Source organism: Chryseobacterium joostei, from assembly GCF_003815775.1.
GTDB classification, from domain to species: domain Bacteria; phylum Bacteroidota; class Bacteroidia; order Flavobacteriales; family Weeksellaceae; genus Chryseobacterium; species Chryseobacterium joostei.
The window spans coordinates 611262-625967 of sequence record NZ_CP033926.1 but is presented as its reverse complement, the minus strand read 5'-3'; the positions used below and the strand labels follow the sequence as shown (position 1 = coordinate 625967).

The 14706-nt window shown below is 35.9% G+C and carries 16 protein-coding genes; 5 read left to right on the top strand and 11 right to left on the bottom strand.

From position 1 onward, the window contains the following. Positions 1-58: 58 nt before the first annotated feature. The 3 genes from EG359_RS02945 to EG359_RS02935 all read right to left on the bottom strand — a co-directional run bounded on the left by EG359_RS02945 (position 59) and on the right by EG359_RS02935 (position 1783). A complete protein-coding gene (locus EG359_RS02945; RefSeq protein ID WP_076351983.1) occupies positions 59-292 on the bottom strand; it encodes a thioredoxin family protein in 234 nt (77 codons plus the stop codon). A gap of 9 nt (positions 293-301) precedes the next feature. Beyond that, positions 302-1186 carry a dihydrodipicolinate synthase family protein gene (locus tag EG359_RS02940; RefSeq protein WP_076351984.1) on the bottom strand — a complete coding sequence of 295 codons (885 nt, stop codon included), beginning with the start codon at positions 1184-1186 and terminating at the stop codon, positions 302-304. Positions 1187-1327: 141 nt separating this feature from the next. Then, a complete protein-coding gene (locus tag EG359_RS02935) occupies positions 1328-1783 on the bottom strand; it encodes a cupin domain-containing protein (protein ID WP_076351985.1) in 456 nt (151 codons plus the stop codon). Between the two features lie 99 nt (positions 1784-1882). Between EG359_RS02935 and pdxR the strand changes: the two genes are divergently transcribed. Beyond that, positions 1883-3316: a MocR-like pyridoxine biosynthesis transcription factor PdxR gene (gene pdxR, locus EG359_RS02930; RefSeq protein WP_076351986.1), complete on the top strand. Its 1434-nt coding sequence runs from the start codon at positions 1883-1885 to the stop codon at positions 3314-3316. A gap of 200 nt (positions 3317-3516) precedes the next feature. Here pdxR and EG359_RS02925 read toward each other — a convergent pair whose 3' ends face one another. Next, entirely contained in the window at positions 3517-4653 is a 1137-nt protein-coding gene (locus EG359_RS02925) for an Atu1372/SO_1960 family protein (RefSeq protein ID WP_076351988.1), read from the bottom strand. An 84-nt stretch (positions 4654-4737) separates the two neighbouring features. Between EG359_RS02925 and EG359_RS02920 the strand changes: the two genes are divergently transcribed. Continuing rightward, positions 4738-5526 carry an AraC family transcriptional regulator gene (locus EG359_RS02920; RefSeq protein ID WP_228434902.1) on the top strand — a complete coding sequence of 263 codons (789 nt, stop codon included), beginning with the start codon at positions 4738-4740 and terminating at the stop codon, positions 5524-5526. Between the two features lie 90 nt (positions 5527-5616). On the opposite strand, the gene EG359_RS02915 is transcribed toward EG359_RS02920, so the two are convergent. Next, positions 5617-6501: a DMT family transporter gene (locus EG359_RS02915; RefSeq protein WP_123867267.1), complete on the bottom strand. Its 885-nt coding sequence runs from the start codon at positions 6499-6501 to the stop codon at positions 5617-5619. Between the two features lie 96 nt (positions 6502-6597). Between EG359_RS02915 and EG359_RS02910 the strand changes: the two genes are divergently transcribed. After that, the gene (locus EG359_RS02910; protein WP_076351991.1) at positions 6598-8010 is read left to right on the top strand and encodes an aminotransferase-like domain-containing protein; all 1413 of its coding nucleotides are present in this window, start codon (positions 6598-6600) and stop codon (positions 8008-8010) included. Positions 8011-8013: 3 nt separating this feature from the next. On the opposite strand, the gene EG359_RS02905 is transcribed toward EG359_RS02910, so the two are convergent. The 5 genes from EG359_RS02905 to EG359_RS02885 all read right to left on the bottom strand — a co-directional run bounded on the left by EG359_RS02905 (position 8014) and on the right by EG359_RS02885 (position 11322). Then, positions 8014-8610 (bottom strand): Crp/Fnr family transcriptional regulator, encoded by a 597-nt coding sequence (locus EG359_RS02905; RefSeq protein ID WP_076351992.1) that lies wholly within the window; start codon positions 8608-8610, stop codon positions 8014-8016. Then, positions 8610-8987 carry a bacillithiol system redox-active protein YtxJ gene (ytxJ, locus tag EG359_RS02900; protein ID WP_076351993.1) on the bottom strand — a complete coding sequence of 126 codons (378 nt, stop codon included), beginning with the start codon at positions 8985-8987 and terminating at the stop codon, positions 8610-8612. The genes EG359_RS02905 and ytxJ overlap by 1 nt, the downstream gene beginning before the upstream one ends. Beyond that, a complete protein-coding gene (locus EG359_RS02895) occupies positions 8984-9445 on the bottom strand; it encodes a DUF1569 domain-containing protein (protein ID WP_228434904.1) in 462 nt (153 codons plus the stop codon). The genes ytxJ and EG359_RS02895 overlap by 4 nt, the downstream gene beginning before the upstream one ends. Further along, positions 9439-9975, bottom strand: a complete 537-nt coding sequence (locus tag EG359_RS02890; protein ID WP_076351994.1) for a YfiT family bacillithiol transferase — start codon at positions 9973-9975, stop codon at positions 9439-9441. The genes EG359_RS02895 and EG359_RS02890 overlap by 7 nt, the downstream gene beginning before the upstream one ends. Positions 9976-10179: 204 nt before the next feature. After that, entirely contained in the window at positions 10180-11322 is a 1143-nt protein-coding gene (locus tag EG359_RS02885; protein WP_076351995.1) for a DEAD/DEAH box helicase, read from the bottom strand. 213 nt (positions 11323-11535) lie between these two features. Between EG359_RS02885 and pncA the strand changes: the two genes are divergently transcribed. After that, positions 11536-12141 carry a bifunctional nicotinamidase/pyrazinamidase gene (pncA, locus tag EG359_RS02880; protein ID WP_076351996.1) on the top strand — a complete coding sequence of 202 codons (606 nt, stop codon included), beginning with the start codon at positions 11536-11538 and terminating at the stop codon, positions 12139-12141. Between the two features lie 143 nt (positions 12142-12284). Here pncA and EG359_RS02875 read toward each other — a convergent pair whose 3' ends face one another. After that, a complete protein-coding gene (locus EG359_RS02875; protein WP_123867266.1) occupies positions 12285-13466 on the bottom strand; it encodes a pseudouridine synthase in 1182 nt (393 codons plus the stop codon). A gap of 102 nt (positions 13467-13568) precedes the next feature. Between EG359_RS02875 and aroB the strand changes: the two genes are divergently transcribed. Next, a complete protein-coding gene (gene aroB, locus EG359_RS02870; RefSeq protein WP_076351997.1) occupies positions 13569-14615 on the top strand; it encodes a 3-dehydroquinate synthase in 1047 nt (348 codons plus the stop codon). Positions 14616-14706: the final 91 nt, after the last annotated feature.

The following is a 14706-nucleotide window of genomic DNA, read 5'->3' as shown; positions in this document are numbered from 1 at the left end:
TGAGAGATTAAAAAAAACGGCTCAAGAAATTGAGCCGTTTATACAAGATTAATAAGGATTAACCTTTCACATCTTCCATAGATGCCCCAAAATTAATGTGAAGAACATTCCCGTTAGGGGTCACCAAAGCGGGTACAGATTTTACACCAGCTTTTTCGGCATCTTCAATTTTGCTTTTGTCATTTCCTAAATGGATAATTTCAACATTTTCCAAACCTATAAGGTTAACGATGTCATGTTCTGCGCTGATACATACAGGACATCCTGCATGATAAAAAATGGATTTTTTCATAAGATTGTATTAATTAATAAGAGTTTTAATAATATTTTTTAATTCTTCAGTTTCTTTATCGTGTAGAGGTTTTAAAGGACTTCTTAAATTTCCACCATCTTCACCCAGAATATTAAGACCTGATTTTACAGCTCTTGGCAATCCTTTACTGACAATAAATTTTAAAAGGTCAAACTGTTGATAGAAAATCGTTTTTGCCTTTTCAAGATCACCCTCCTCAACCGCATTATAAAGTCCAATGTTAAGTTCAGGAATAAGATTGGGTGCAGCGGTACACCAGCCTCTTGCTCCCGCAGAAAACGCAGCTAGAGCTAAAGGATTTGAACCATTATAGAACGCTACTTCTTCACCTAATTCTCTTCTCAGATAATGCATCCTTTGAATGTCTCCCGTGCTTTCTTTGATCATCGTTACGTTAGGAATCTCAAGCAGTCTTTTCAACAGGGCTGGTGACATGTCTACTCCACTTGTTGCCGGGTTATTGTAGGCCATAATCGGAATGGAAATTTTACGGGCTACCGCATCATAATGTGCTACAATCTCGTCATCTGTAAGTTTCCAGTAACTCATCGGAATGATCATCACTGCATCAGCTCCCGCCTTCTCGGCAAACTGAGCGTGGTGAATTGTTTTCTCCGTTGTAAGATTAGAAACTCCAACAAGAGTAGGAATTCTTCCTTTCACTTGCTGTAAGGTAGCTTCTGTAACTTCCTCCTTTTCTTCATCAGACAGATAGGGCATTACTCCTGTACTGCCCAATGGAGCAATTCCATGGCTTCCGGAAGTAATCAGCCTTTCTACCAAATGCTTGAAAAGAGGAATGTCTACTTTTTCATTTTCATCAAAAGGGGTGATAGGATATGCTATAATTCCCTTAAATGGTACATTTTTCATAAATTCTTTTATTTAGAATAAAATTTTTTGTGTCCAGAAATATTTTAAATAAGTCATTAAGAGGACATTAAGATGAACTTAATTTAATATGAATGAAAACTGGTAAAGCCCAAATTCTTAATACCCCTTAATGGCTGAAAATTAAAGATCTCTTCCCTCTTCTTCCCTCAATGCAACCCCCAGATTCTGAAGCTGTGGTGCATTTTCACAGGCAATATATTTAGCAGGTTCAGTATCACTAAGGTTTTGATGCTTATGCCACGCCCATGAAGGGATATAAACAGCATCTCCTGCTTCCCAATGAACGCGCTCATCCTCTACTTCTGTCCAGCCTTTTCCCTCAAGCACAAATAATACGGTTTCATAGGTATGGCGGTGTCTGTTTGTTTGTTGTGCCGGAAGAAGCCCTCCAATAGTCATGCTTACATTTTTACTGGGAAGATCTACAAAAAACACTGGGTGCTTTCTCTCTGTTGAAAATTGGTTATGTTCCCCTGCATTCTCTACATTTTTATGAATTAAATATGCTGGTTTTACATACTTTGGTCTTGCAAATGTTTCGTGAAAGTCTTTTGAACTGAATTCTTTTTTGTCCATGATTTTAAAATTTAATGTTCTGTGCTTTATTGCATGACAAAATTATTCTATATTTGGACTAGTTAAATGAGTCAGTTTTTATATAAATAAATAGTCCAGATGCTACGACCTTGGAAATTAGAATTTGAAATCGATAAAAAACTTGATAAAGCAGTTTACTTACAAATTGCAGATACCATTATTACAGATATTAGATCCGGAAGATTGAAAGCCGGAGATACACTTCCGGGCAGTCGAAATATGGCTGCAATGCTGAAAATCAATAGAAATACGGTTGTAGAAGCCTACCAGGTTTTAATCAATGAAGAATGGGTAATTTCCAAGGAGAGGAAGGGTATTTTTGTATCTGATAAAATACCGGTAATGCATTCAAAAAGCCTGAATAGGACTTCGGAAACTGATTATCAATCTATGGTAGCTAATGGTATGTTAATCAGTTTTGATGATGGGCATCCGGATAGTAAAATTGCTCCTGTTACAGAATTGGCAAGAGCTTACAGGCAGATTTTCAGCATCAAAGCAAAATGGCAGATGATGGGTTATGGAGACGAGCATGGAGATATTGAGTTTCGAAAAATGATTTCAAAAATGTTGAATCATCAACGCGGAATGCAGATTCAGGAAAATGAAATATCCATTACCAGAGGAAGCCAGATGGGAATGTTTCTTACCGCTCAAAGCCTGTTAACCTCAGGTGATGGTGTGATTGTAGAAAATCCGGGGTATCAACCGGCCTGGCAGGCTTTTGAATATACCGGAGCTACTCTAATCCCTGTATCTGTGGATGAAGAAGGAATTGATATTGAAGCTGTTGAAAAACGTTTAATTCAACACAAAAATATAAAGGCAATCTACATAACGCCTCACCGACAATATCCTACAACGGTTACCTTAAGCTTATCAAGAAGACTAAAGTTGATAGAGCTATCTAATAAGCACAATATTACAATTATTGAGGATGATTATGACAATGAGTTTCATTTTGGATATCGCCCTATTTTACCGCTCTCAAGCTTTCCTGAACTTAACAATTATGTTTATATAGGAACGTTGAGTAAAGTAGTGGCACCTGCTTTAAGAATTGGCTATTTAGCGACTAAGAATCAGGATTTATTAAAGAAAATAGGAAATTTAAGAAAGATCATTGATGTACATGGAGACGTCATTATGGAACAAGCTGTTTTACAACTAATTAAGGATGGAGCCGTAAAAAAGCACATTAAAAAAGCGACTGTTCATTACAAGAATAAAAGGGATTTTGTGTACAGCCTTTTGAAAAAATATATGAAAGATGTTGCCCATTTCACCTTGCCTGAAGGGGGACTGGCATTCTGGATCGCTCCTAAAGCACAAATAGATTGGGATGTTGCAACCACCTTATTACTGGAAAAGAATATTAAGATCATACATCCGAAGCAATACAGTAGGAATTATGTGAATGGATTCAGATTGAGTTATGGTTCGCTCCCAGAAGATCAGCTGGAGCAAAGTATTGTAATCATTTCCGAAGTTTTTGCTAAACTGTCTGAGTAATTAGTTTTGTTGGAAACGTAAAGGGGCAAGGATTTTATCTATGATAAAATTGAATGCTGTATACATTCCTAAAAAAATACTCGCAGATTTTGCAGATAACGCAGATGATTTAATCATATTAATCTGCTCAATCAGCCAAATCTGCGAGAAAACTTTAAAAAGACTTTTACTATTTAAAGATTCTTTAAATCAAAAGAGATCTATTCTACTTCAAAAACAGCTTGAATTTCAACTGAAGAGTTAACAGGTATGGATGATGCTCCAAATGTAGCTCTTGCATGTTTTCCTTTCTCTCCAAAGACTTCAACAGCCAGATCCGAAGCAATATTCATAAGATCTGCATGTTTGGTATAATCATCCTTAGTATTAAAAATTCCTGTAAGTTGTACACATTGCTTTACTCTTCCTAAATCTCCACCAACAGCTTCATTAAGGACAGACAATACATTCAGCATGGTAACTTTTGTAGCATCCTTTACCTGCTGTTCGTTGACATCTATTCCCAATTTTCCGGCGTTGAAGATTTTTCCATCCTTTAAGGCAACTTGATTAATGAATACAAGGTTTCCTGAACGTACAAACGGTTGATAATTTCCGGCAGGCTTAGGAACCTGGGGAAGAACAATATTTTTTTGTTTTAAAATCTCATTAAAATTCTGATGATTTTCCACGATGGGTGTATTCTTTTTAGAACGCGTGTCTTTCAGGGCTAAAGCTACCTTTGCAAAGTTTTTTCCTTGAAGCTCTGCCAAATGACGCTCTCCTTTTGTAGGACGTTCAACATCCTTTAGAGAAGCCATGCTTGTAATTCCCAAAACACTATTTCCTTGTGGAATTGCTTTATTAAGCTCTTCAGTACCACGAATTCCGTTGGATACCAAAACCATTCCGTGTACTGCAAGACTGTTCCAGAAAGACTGAAGGGCAAGTTCTTTTCCTGCTCCGCTTCCTGCTGACATAAATACCGTTGCAGGAACTCCCTCTAGCCCATGGCTGGTCCAGATTTGTACCGTTTTAGATAAAAATTCACTCATTCCAGTGCTTATATTCCCGAAATAAACCGGAGAACCAAAGGCTATTCCGTCATAATTGGTAAGTTCATCCACTGTTGCTACCGGAAGTCCTTTTAGACTTGGATTTTGTGATGCCTTAACTAATTTAATGGATGAAACAGCATTATTTTCGATTTCAATTCCTTTGGCGATTTCTTTAGCCAATTCATAGGTTCCGCCATTATCTGAATGGATAAGTACGAGTACTTTAGCTTTATTCTGTGCCATAATGTAGGTGGTGCTTAATAGTAAAGTTAAAATAAAAAAAGAACATAGTTTTTTCATTCTGAATAGGATATAAATTAATAATACAAAATTAGTATTGGCGTTTTTATTAAATTTGCCAAAAAATAGATACAAAACGACAGTATGAAATGTGGACTGATTGAAAAAACGGAAAGCCAATTTGTAGATACCATCGAAAAGGAAGCTTATGTATGGTGCGAAAAAGACTGGAAACATGATGACTACGAACATATTCACAATCGTGCCCAGCTTACCTTTGTAGAGGATGGCTATCAGTATTTTCATATTGATCAGAAGATTTATCTTGTTCCTCAGCATCATGTGATTTGGGTTCCGTCCGGAAAAGCACATAAAATTACCTCAGAAGCAAAAACTGTCAATCTAATGGTATTTTTATTCAAATCTTTCTTTGATGAAGATTTTTATCAGAATGTTCAGGTTTTTGCAGCTCCTCCTGTCTTGAAGGAAATGCTATTTTATGCTTCAAAATGGAATCAGTCATTAGAAAAGAATGAAGAGCAGGATATTTTTTTTAAGGCCATCTTAAGAAGTCTTCCCAATTTCTATAAGGAAAGCAGTGGGCTCGAAATTCCTGTTCCAGGAGATGCACGGCTTATTCCTGTTTGTAATGATATTAATACCAACTTTAAGTATAATCTGGATATAGATTCACTGGCTGAAAAGGCAACAATGTCAGTAAGAACCCTGCAGCGTATTTTTAAAAGTGAAACAGGAATTACCCTCCAAAAATATCTTCAACTGACAAGAATTTTAAAAAGCATTGAACTGATAGACACCCAACAGTACAACTTGAGTGAAATTGCTTATAAAGTAGGCTATCAAAGTCTTTCTGCCTTTACAACTTCTTACTTTGCTGTTATGAAAGCTAAACCTAGAATTAATAAAGGCTAAGGGCCTATATTAAATATTTTAGGCAGATTCTTTCTGGTCCAACTAGAAAGAATCTACCTGTTATCATTGAATTATGAAGTAAAGAAGTGATCACTTTGCAAACTTTTTAGTGCCTGCAACACAAAGAATAACACCAATCGTTACGCCCAACATTCCTATGCTTACCTGCTCATGAAGAAGATATGCAGCCAGAGCAAGTCCGAAAAAAGGTTGCAATAATTGAAGCTGCCCTACCGTGGTAATTCCTCCCTGAGCTAATCCTTTATACCAAAAAATAAATCCAATAAACATACTGAATAAGGAAATGTAGCCAAGACCAAACCAGCCTTTAAAGCTTACCGCTTCAAGATTTGATGGAAAATAGATGAAAAATAGCGGAAGCATGATAGGTAAAGATAAAACCAAGGCCCATGAAATAACCTGCCATCCACCAAGCGTTTTAGAAAGTTTTGCCCCTTCTGCATACCCCAATCCACATAAAATTACAGCCAAAAGCATAAGAATATCTCCAACGGGAGAAGCTGAAATTCCTTGAGAAAATGCATATCCAATCACCAGAAGACTACCAATTATTGAAAATAACCAGAATATCGGATGTGGTCTCTCTCCTCCACGAAAAACTCCAAAAATAGCCGTAGCCAATGGCAACATTCCTAAAAACACAATAGAATGGGCAGAAGTAAGGTACTGCAATGCCAATGAAGAAAGCAAAGGAAAACCAATCACACATCCTATAGCTACCAATACTAAAGAAAATATCTGATTTTTGGCAGGACGTTTTTCTTTATAAATCAACAAAACAGAAAGAGCCAATACTCCGGCTATCACAGCACGGGCAATAGTCACAAATATAGGGTCCATTTCTATTACGGCAAGCTTGGTAGCAGGCATCGAGCCACTAAAAAGTAATACGCCTATGAAACCATTGATCCAACCGCTTACAGCCTGGTCTTTTGAAATTGTATCTGTCATCATTTTAACAAGTTTTCAATTATGGGTCAAAATTAGAGAGGATAATTTGATAAACACAGTATCAGTTTTGTATATTTGTATGAGCACAGTTTAAGAAAAATGAGTAAGGAATTTTTATATACAGAAATAGCAGATGGCATTGCTGCACAAATCAAAAGTGGTGTTTTAAAAGCAGGAGACAAGCTTCCGTCAGTAAGAATGCTTTGTAGTGAGCATCAGGTAAGCATGAATACAGCAAAACGGGTTTTTCTTGAACTTGAGTCTCAGTCTCTCGTAGAATCAAAGCCACAATCCGGTTACTTTGTGAGCCAATTATTGTCTTTAAAACTTCCTTTATCTGCGGTTAGTCGTCCATCTTTAATGGCAAACAATGACGAGCCTGATGAACTCATCAGTAGAGTATACGAAAATATGGGAAAGAAGGACATTACTTTTTTTTCCATCGGAATTCCATCCGGAGATCTCCTGCCACAGGCCAAACTGAAAAAGGAGATTGTACATGCCATAAGAGAGCTAAAAGATGGCGGAACAGAATATGAAGAACTTCAGGGAAACCTGAAACTAAGAAGAATGATTGCTGTACGCTCATTACAATGGGGTGGAAACCTTAATGAAAATGATCTCATTACCACCAACGGCGGCATGAATGCACTGTCTTTCTGTCTGATGGCTCTTGGAAAACCTGGAGATACCATTGCCATTGAAAGCCCCTGTTATCCGGGAATATTACAGCTTGCGAATGGATTAGGATTAAAGGTACTGGAACTTCCTACCCATCCCACCACCGGAATAGAAATAGATGTATTAAAGAAATTAATGCCCAAGATTGACCTGTGCCTTTTAATTCCTAATTTTAATTCCCCTTTAGGAAGCTGCATGCCGGATGAAAATAAGAAAGAAGTTGTAAGAATTTTGTCAGAAAATAATATTCCTCTGATTGAAGATGACGTATATGGTGACCTTTACTTTGGTTCCACTCGTCCCAAGTGCTGTAAATCATTTGATAAGGATGGAAGTGTGCTGTATTGCAGCTCTATTTCAAAAACATTAGCTCCCGGATATCGTGTGGGCTGGATTGCTCCCGGAAAATACAAGGATAAGATTTTAAAACTCAAACTATTGCATTCTACATCCTCTATTTCCATTGTCAATGAAGCTGTGGCTAATTTTCTAAAATCAGGCAGATATGAAAAGCATCTTCAACAGCTTCGAAAAACCCTGCAAAGCAACTATCAAAACTATGTGCAGACCATCGCTGAATACTTTCCAGAAGGAACAAAAACCAGTCGTCCGCAAGGAGGATTATCTCTATGGGTAGAATTTGATAAAAAGATACGAACTACCGAACTCTATGATTTATCGATCAAACAGAATATAAGTATTGCTCCCGGAAGAATGTTTACCTTTCAGGAGCAGTTTGAAAACTGTATGAGGCTTTGTATCGGACTTCCGTGGTCAGAAGAAACACAGGCAAAGCTCAGACAGGTAGGAAATCTTGCCAAAAGGATCTAATCCCTATTTATTATCCGGAATGAAATTCTTTCTTGCCAATTCCTTTCTTACACGGCTTAAACTCTCGGGAGTAATGCCCAAATAAGAAGCAATCATCCATTGAGGAACCCTAAGAAGTAAATCCGGATACATTTTAATGAACTTCATATATCTTTCTTCTGCAGTCTCGCCTAAAAGAGAATTGATTCTGTTCTGAAGGCTTCTGATGTGTTTCTGAAGAAGAAAATCACTTCTTTCTATACTGTTTGGAAATTGCTCTACCAGCTTGTTGAAGAAATCAGGATGCAGAAGCAATATTTCTGAATCCTCCACAGCTTCAATATAGTAGTTGGATTTTTCATTAAAATAAAGACTGCTTCGGTCAGAAATCAGCCAGCTTTCAGGAGCAAATTGTATAATGTGTTCTTTTCCGTTTTTATCAATGGAATACATTTTCAAAAGGCCCTTTTCTACAAAGAATATATGCCTGCATATTTCGCCATACTGAAGAAGAAATTGATTTTTAGGAATCTTCTTTACTTCATAGTGCAGACTGCAGGTGTTCACATTTTGAAGGGGAACATTTAAGACTTTGGCTAAATAGTTATTAATATTCTTCATTATAGAATCTGGCTTAAAGAAATATCTTCATGCGAAGCACTGGTGACGGGTTTTCCATCCTCTATGACAATAAGTTGGGGACTTTCATGTCTTATCCCAAAATCTGCTGCAATTTTATTTGAAATAGCCCTGTGAGCCAACAAATCCAAATAATACAATTCTATTTTTTGGTCAGAGTGTTCAACCTCCATTTCAAAGTTTCTCAAAACGGTTTTACTGATAAAGCAGCTCGTTGAATGTTTGAAAATAGCTATTTTATGTTGGTAAGAATGTTCAATGGCTTGTGCCAGATCTTCTTCAGAATCTATCTTTTTCCAGAAAGATTTTTGATCAGGTGTTTCACTTTTTCCACCGAATATTTTATCAAAAAAACTCATACATTAAATTGTTTTAAATGATGATTAAGATGCTTATATTCTAAAAATTCCCAGTCTTTTTCAGTCATATTCCCGAATAATCTGTGGCTGTCCGGCAGCTTTTTGTTTTCACAGGCTATCCGAAATTCCTCCAGTGTTTTCAGTAGATTGGTTTTTGATTCATCAAAATCACACTCAAAATTAATGATTAGTTTTTGAAAAGTAGGCATGTTTCTAGGAATTCCGTTATTGAAAACATACATTTCCATTTTAGTAAAGATTCCTATTGTCTTGTAAAGAATATTAATTGGGGGAAGTTCAATTTTTCTCAAAGCAACCTGAAGTACTAGGTCACAATGCTTTAGCATCTGACTAACATCCATCTTTCCCCATTTTCCAGAAGTGTTTTCAGATAATTTGGAAATTCTTTCTATAATTTCCTCAAAGTATATTGGGTTATTAAGAGTCTTTTTTACCAACCTTTTTCTTTCTTCAGATTTTCAATATGTGCAAAATGATGGTCACAATGCCAAACGTACATGGCAAGACTTTCCCTAAGATCGTAGTTTTTATGATGCTCAGGATGATGAAAGGTTCTCTCAAATTGTTTGTTGGTAAGACTCTTAAGAAGTACTGTCCATCGTTGGTGAGTTCCTTTTAATATTCTCATGGCCGGTTTTATAGGCATATGAAAGCTGTCCTGAAGCTCTGCCCATTTTGCTTCATCATAGGGCTTTATCGTTGGATTATCTTCCGTTAATGCAAGTTTAAAACGAATAAAACTGTTCATATGACTGTCTGAAAGGTGGTTGACAACCTGTCTTACTGTCCAGCCCCCCTCTCTGTAAGGGGTATCCAATTGCTCATCTGTAAAATGCTCAATAAGATTCTTCAGCCTTCCGGGAAAGTCCTTAATAACCTTGATATAGGTATCCAAAGTTATGTCACAAATATTTTCCGGAACTTCAAACTCTCCTATCGGGAATTTCTTTTTCTCTAAATCATTCATTTATTCAATGTTTTAATTTTTATATTATCGATTTCTCTGATAAATTCAGGTATGGGCATTTTTTTATCGTAATCTGTGTAAATTTATCAAAAATTCAAGAAATTAAAATGAAGAATGCGTTAATTGTACAACAGAAAAAATCTTCACCGAATAAAAAAGCTCCAATTCTCTAGAATTGAAGCTCTTATTATTTTAATTGATGGACTAATACCCATGCAAATCAATACCCTCTGTTCTTTGTAAAGGTACTTTTTTACCCATTTTCTTCTGAATCACTCTAAAATGCTGTAATTCATCATCCGTCAGAATATTAATAGCAGTTCCTTTTTCATTGGCACGTCCTGTTCTACCAATACGGTGAATATAATCTAAAGGCGAACGCGGTAATTCGTAATTAATAACGCAAGGCAAAGACTCGATATGAATTCCACGGCCAATTAAGTCTGTAGCAACTAGAATCTGGGCTCCATTTACTTTAAATTCTTCTAAATTATTTCTACGGGCACCTTGTGATTTCTGACTGTGAATAGCCACTGCCTTAATTTTATTCTTTTTAAGTTTCTCAACCAAATTATCTGCTGATCTTGTAGAGGAAACAAAAATCAAGGCTTTTTCAACCTTCTTTTCTTTAATTAAATATCGTAGGAAAGGACCTTTATTTTCTGGAGAAACATGATATGCCAATTGCTCGATATTATCAATTTCAACTTCCTCTTTTTTAATTTCAATAATTGTAGGATTAATGGATAAACGCTCCTTCATTTCAGAAACCTTATCATTTAAAGTCGCTGAAAATAAAGTGGTTTGCTTCACCACAGGCATCATAGCGAAAAGTTTATTCATTTCTTCGCCAAAACCTAGCTGAAACATTTTATCTGCTTCATCAATCACCAAATGCTGAATTTCCGAAATACTTAATGCATTATGATCAATTAAGTCTAATAAACGGCCCGGAGTTGCTATAAGAACTTCCACCCCAAACATTCCTTTCATCTGTGGATTGATAGAAACACCACCATAAACTGCCATTGTACGGATTTCACGTTTCAAATTTTCTGTGAAAGCTCTAAAAACTTCATCAATCTGAATTGCTAATTCACGGGTAGGAACCAATATTAAAACCTGAACATTACGACCTTTTTTAGCCTCCGAATTCTGTAATTTTTCTAAAATAGGCATCACAAAACAAGCCGTTTTTCCGGAACCTGTTTGCGCAATCCCCATCAGATCTTTCCCTTGTAAAATAACAGGGACTGCCTGCTCCTGAATTGGAAATGGCTTTAAATAACCTAATTTGTTAACAGAACGAATAATATTGTGTGATAATCCTAAAGACTCAAATGACATAAAAAATATTTATTTACTGCAAAGATAAGCTATTGATATTTGGTTTACCCTTCGAAATAAAATACTCTATCAACAAAGTTTAATTTTTTTTAATTTCTACGGTTTATTTTATTCGTTAAAAAAATATGTTGCCGATTTGTCAGATAATTCAGTTTTGGACAAATTTTTGACTGTTAGTTTTGTAAATTTATCAAAAATTCGAGAAATCTAAATATGAAAAAAGCATTAATAATAGTCGATGTACAGAATGATTTTTGTGAAGGCGGAGCCCTTGCAGTTCCTGGAGCTAATGAGATTATCCCGTACATCAATCTTTTGATGGAGGAAAATGAATATGATCAGGTTATTTTGACGCAGGATTGGCATCCGGTAGGCCATAAAAGCTTTGCCAGCAGCAATGGTAAAAAAGTAGGTGAAAACATTATTCTCAATGGTGTTCCTCAGTTTATGTGGCCGGATCATTGTATTCAGGGAACTTTTGGAGCCGAATTCCACAAAGATCTGAATCAGGATAAGGTAACCCACATCATACAAAAAGGAAAAAATATTGAAATAGACAGCTACAGCGGATTTCAGGACAATAATCACTTTATGAAAACAGGATTGGATGATTTCTTAAAATACCATGATATTCAACTGGTAGAAATTGTTGGATTGGCTATGGATTATTGTGTGAAGTTTACTTGTCAGGATGCGGTAGCCAACGGATATGTGACATGTCTTCACTTTAACGGAACACGTGCTGTAAACGTAAGACCTGATAATGGTAGAGATGCCATTTATGAAATGATCGAAAAAGGAGTTACTGTTTTAGGTTAATCTTTTGGAAATCAATTTTGATATTACAGTTTACACATATAATGACAACTAATTTTTCAGTAAAGTCTTGAAAAATAGAAAAACAAAAAAATCGCAGAAGAAAATTCTGCGATTTTTATTTTTTTATAACTTAAAAGATCTTTTTAAAGCATCTTAAGGTTATTTACTTCCAGTTCTGTAAGGATTCTCCAGTGTCCTCTCTTGATGTTCTTCTTCGTCATTCCCGCAAACATTACTCTATCCAAGCTTTCCACCTCATATCCTAATCTTTGGAAAATTCTTCTGATTACACGGTTCCATCCGATATGAATTTCAATTCCAATCTCATTTTTAGGTTTCCCTTCAATGTATGAAATCTGATCAACAGTAGCCACTCCCTCATCAAGACGAATACCTTCTGCAATAAGACGTAAATCCTCACCAGTTAGTTTCTTATCCAAAGTTACATGATAAATCTTCTTAGCATCAAAAGATGGATGCGTCAGTTTTTTTGTCATGTGTCCATCATTCGTCAACAGAATTACACCCGTTGTAGAACGATCTAGTCTTCCAACTGGGAAAAGTCTGTAAGGAGAAGCATTAGCCACAAGATCCATTACAGTTTTTCTTGCTTTATCGTCTTTCGTTGTAGAAATATAACCTTTTGGTTTGTTCAAAAGCACATAAACAGGTTTCTCCGGAGTAATACTTTGTCCGTCAAAAACTACTCTGTCCGTTTTCTGTACCTGGTATCCCATTTCATCTACCACCTTTCCGTTTACCTCTACTAAACCTTGGGTGATAAGCTCATCAGCCTCTCTCCTGCTGCAGATTCCGGAATTAGCAATATACTTATTAAGACGGATGCTGTCCTTATGAACATCTTTTTCAATCTTGTTCAGTCTTCTTTTCTGTACAAAAGACTTTGCTCTATCTTCATTTCTATCATCACCATTAGATGGTCTTCTTCCGTATTTTAGGCTACCTCTTTCGTACTTATCTCTAGTATCGAAACTTTTTGCACCTCTTTTAGGTTTTCCAAAAGATTTCTTTGCATAGCTCTCACTTTTATTCGTGATATAAGCTCTATTTTCAGATTTTGATTCAGAATTATCACTAGAGCCATCAAAGCCTTCGTTATTTTTCTTGAATGGTTTCTTTTCAAATCTTGAGTTGGATTCTGAATGTTCTGGACCTTTTTTTCCTCCATCTTTAGAAAAAGGTTTTTTAAAAGGTTTTGATCCTGAAGAATTTCCAGATCTGGAAGCACGAGAATCATCAGAACTTTTCTTGGTTGAAATTCTTGGTCTCTTTGGTCTGTCTGAATTATTATTATCTCTGCTCATTCTAAAAATTTTTGCAAAGATAGTAATTTAGTTACGAGTTAAAAATTAAGAATCATAACTTTGCAATATAGTTTACGTTTTTAACTTTATATACAATCTAAGATGATAACAATATTAAACGATAATTTTTCTCAGCTAAACGAACTTCTTCACGAAAAAACATTCAGTAAAATTTTTATTTTAGTGGATGAAAATACCCATGAATACTGTCTTCCTATCCTTTTAGGAAATATGGAAACAGACCTGGGTTTTGAAATTCTGGAGATTGAAGCCGGTGAAGAAATGAAAAATATTCAGACTGCCAACCAACTTTGGGAAATTCTTACAGAAATGAAGGCAGACAGAAAAGCATTGATTATCAATTTAGGAGGCGGTGTGATTACAGATATGGGAGGTTTTGTGGCTTCTACCTACAAAAGAGGAATACAGTTTATCAATATCCCTACTACCCTTTTATCCATGTGCGATGCCTCCATTGGAGGAAAAACAGGTATCGATTTAATGCATTATAAAAATATGGTGGGAACATTTGCCTTCCCGGAACAGATTTTTATTTATCCTAAGTTTTTGGAAACCCTGCCTTTTAAAGAACTAAGAAGCGGGTTTGCTGAAATGCTGAAACACGGACTTATTGCCGATAAAGCACACTGGAATCAGCTGATTCAAATTCATAAGCTTGATGTGGAAGCCGTAACACCACATATTCAGACCTCAATGGATATTAAGCAGGATGTGGTTGAAAAAGACTTCCATGAAAGTAATATCAGAAAAACATTGAATTTTGGACATACGATTGGACATGCTGTGGAAAGCCTATGCTTACAACAAGGAAATCCTATTCTACACGGAGAAGCTGTTGCCATGGGAATGATTTCTGAAGCTCATCTTGCTTATCTTGAGAATCTTATTTCAGAGGACGATGCAAAGGCTATTATTGAAAATATTCAGCGTTATTATCCTTATTTAGATATCAGTGATTTCAAGGACGAAGATATTACCGCGCTGCTTTTAAATGATAAAAAGAATACAGACAGTAAAATTAATTTCTCTTTACTTTCAAGTATTGGTTCATGTACCTATGACCACCAGTGCAGCCAAAAAAACATCCTTGATTCTCTTCATTTTTACAGAAAATTAAATGATGCATAATAAGTTCTGTAAAACAACTTGATTGTTAAGAAGGTATTATAAAAAACAACCCCCACTTCCTTAATAAGTGGGGGTTCATTAATTTTAATTT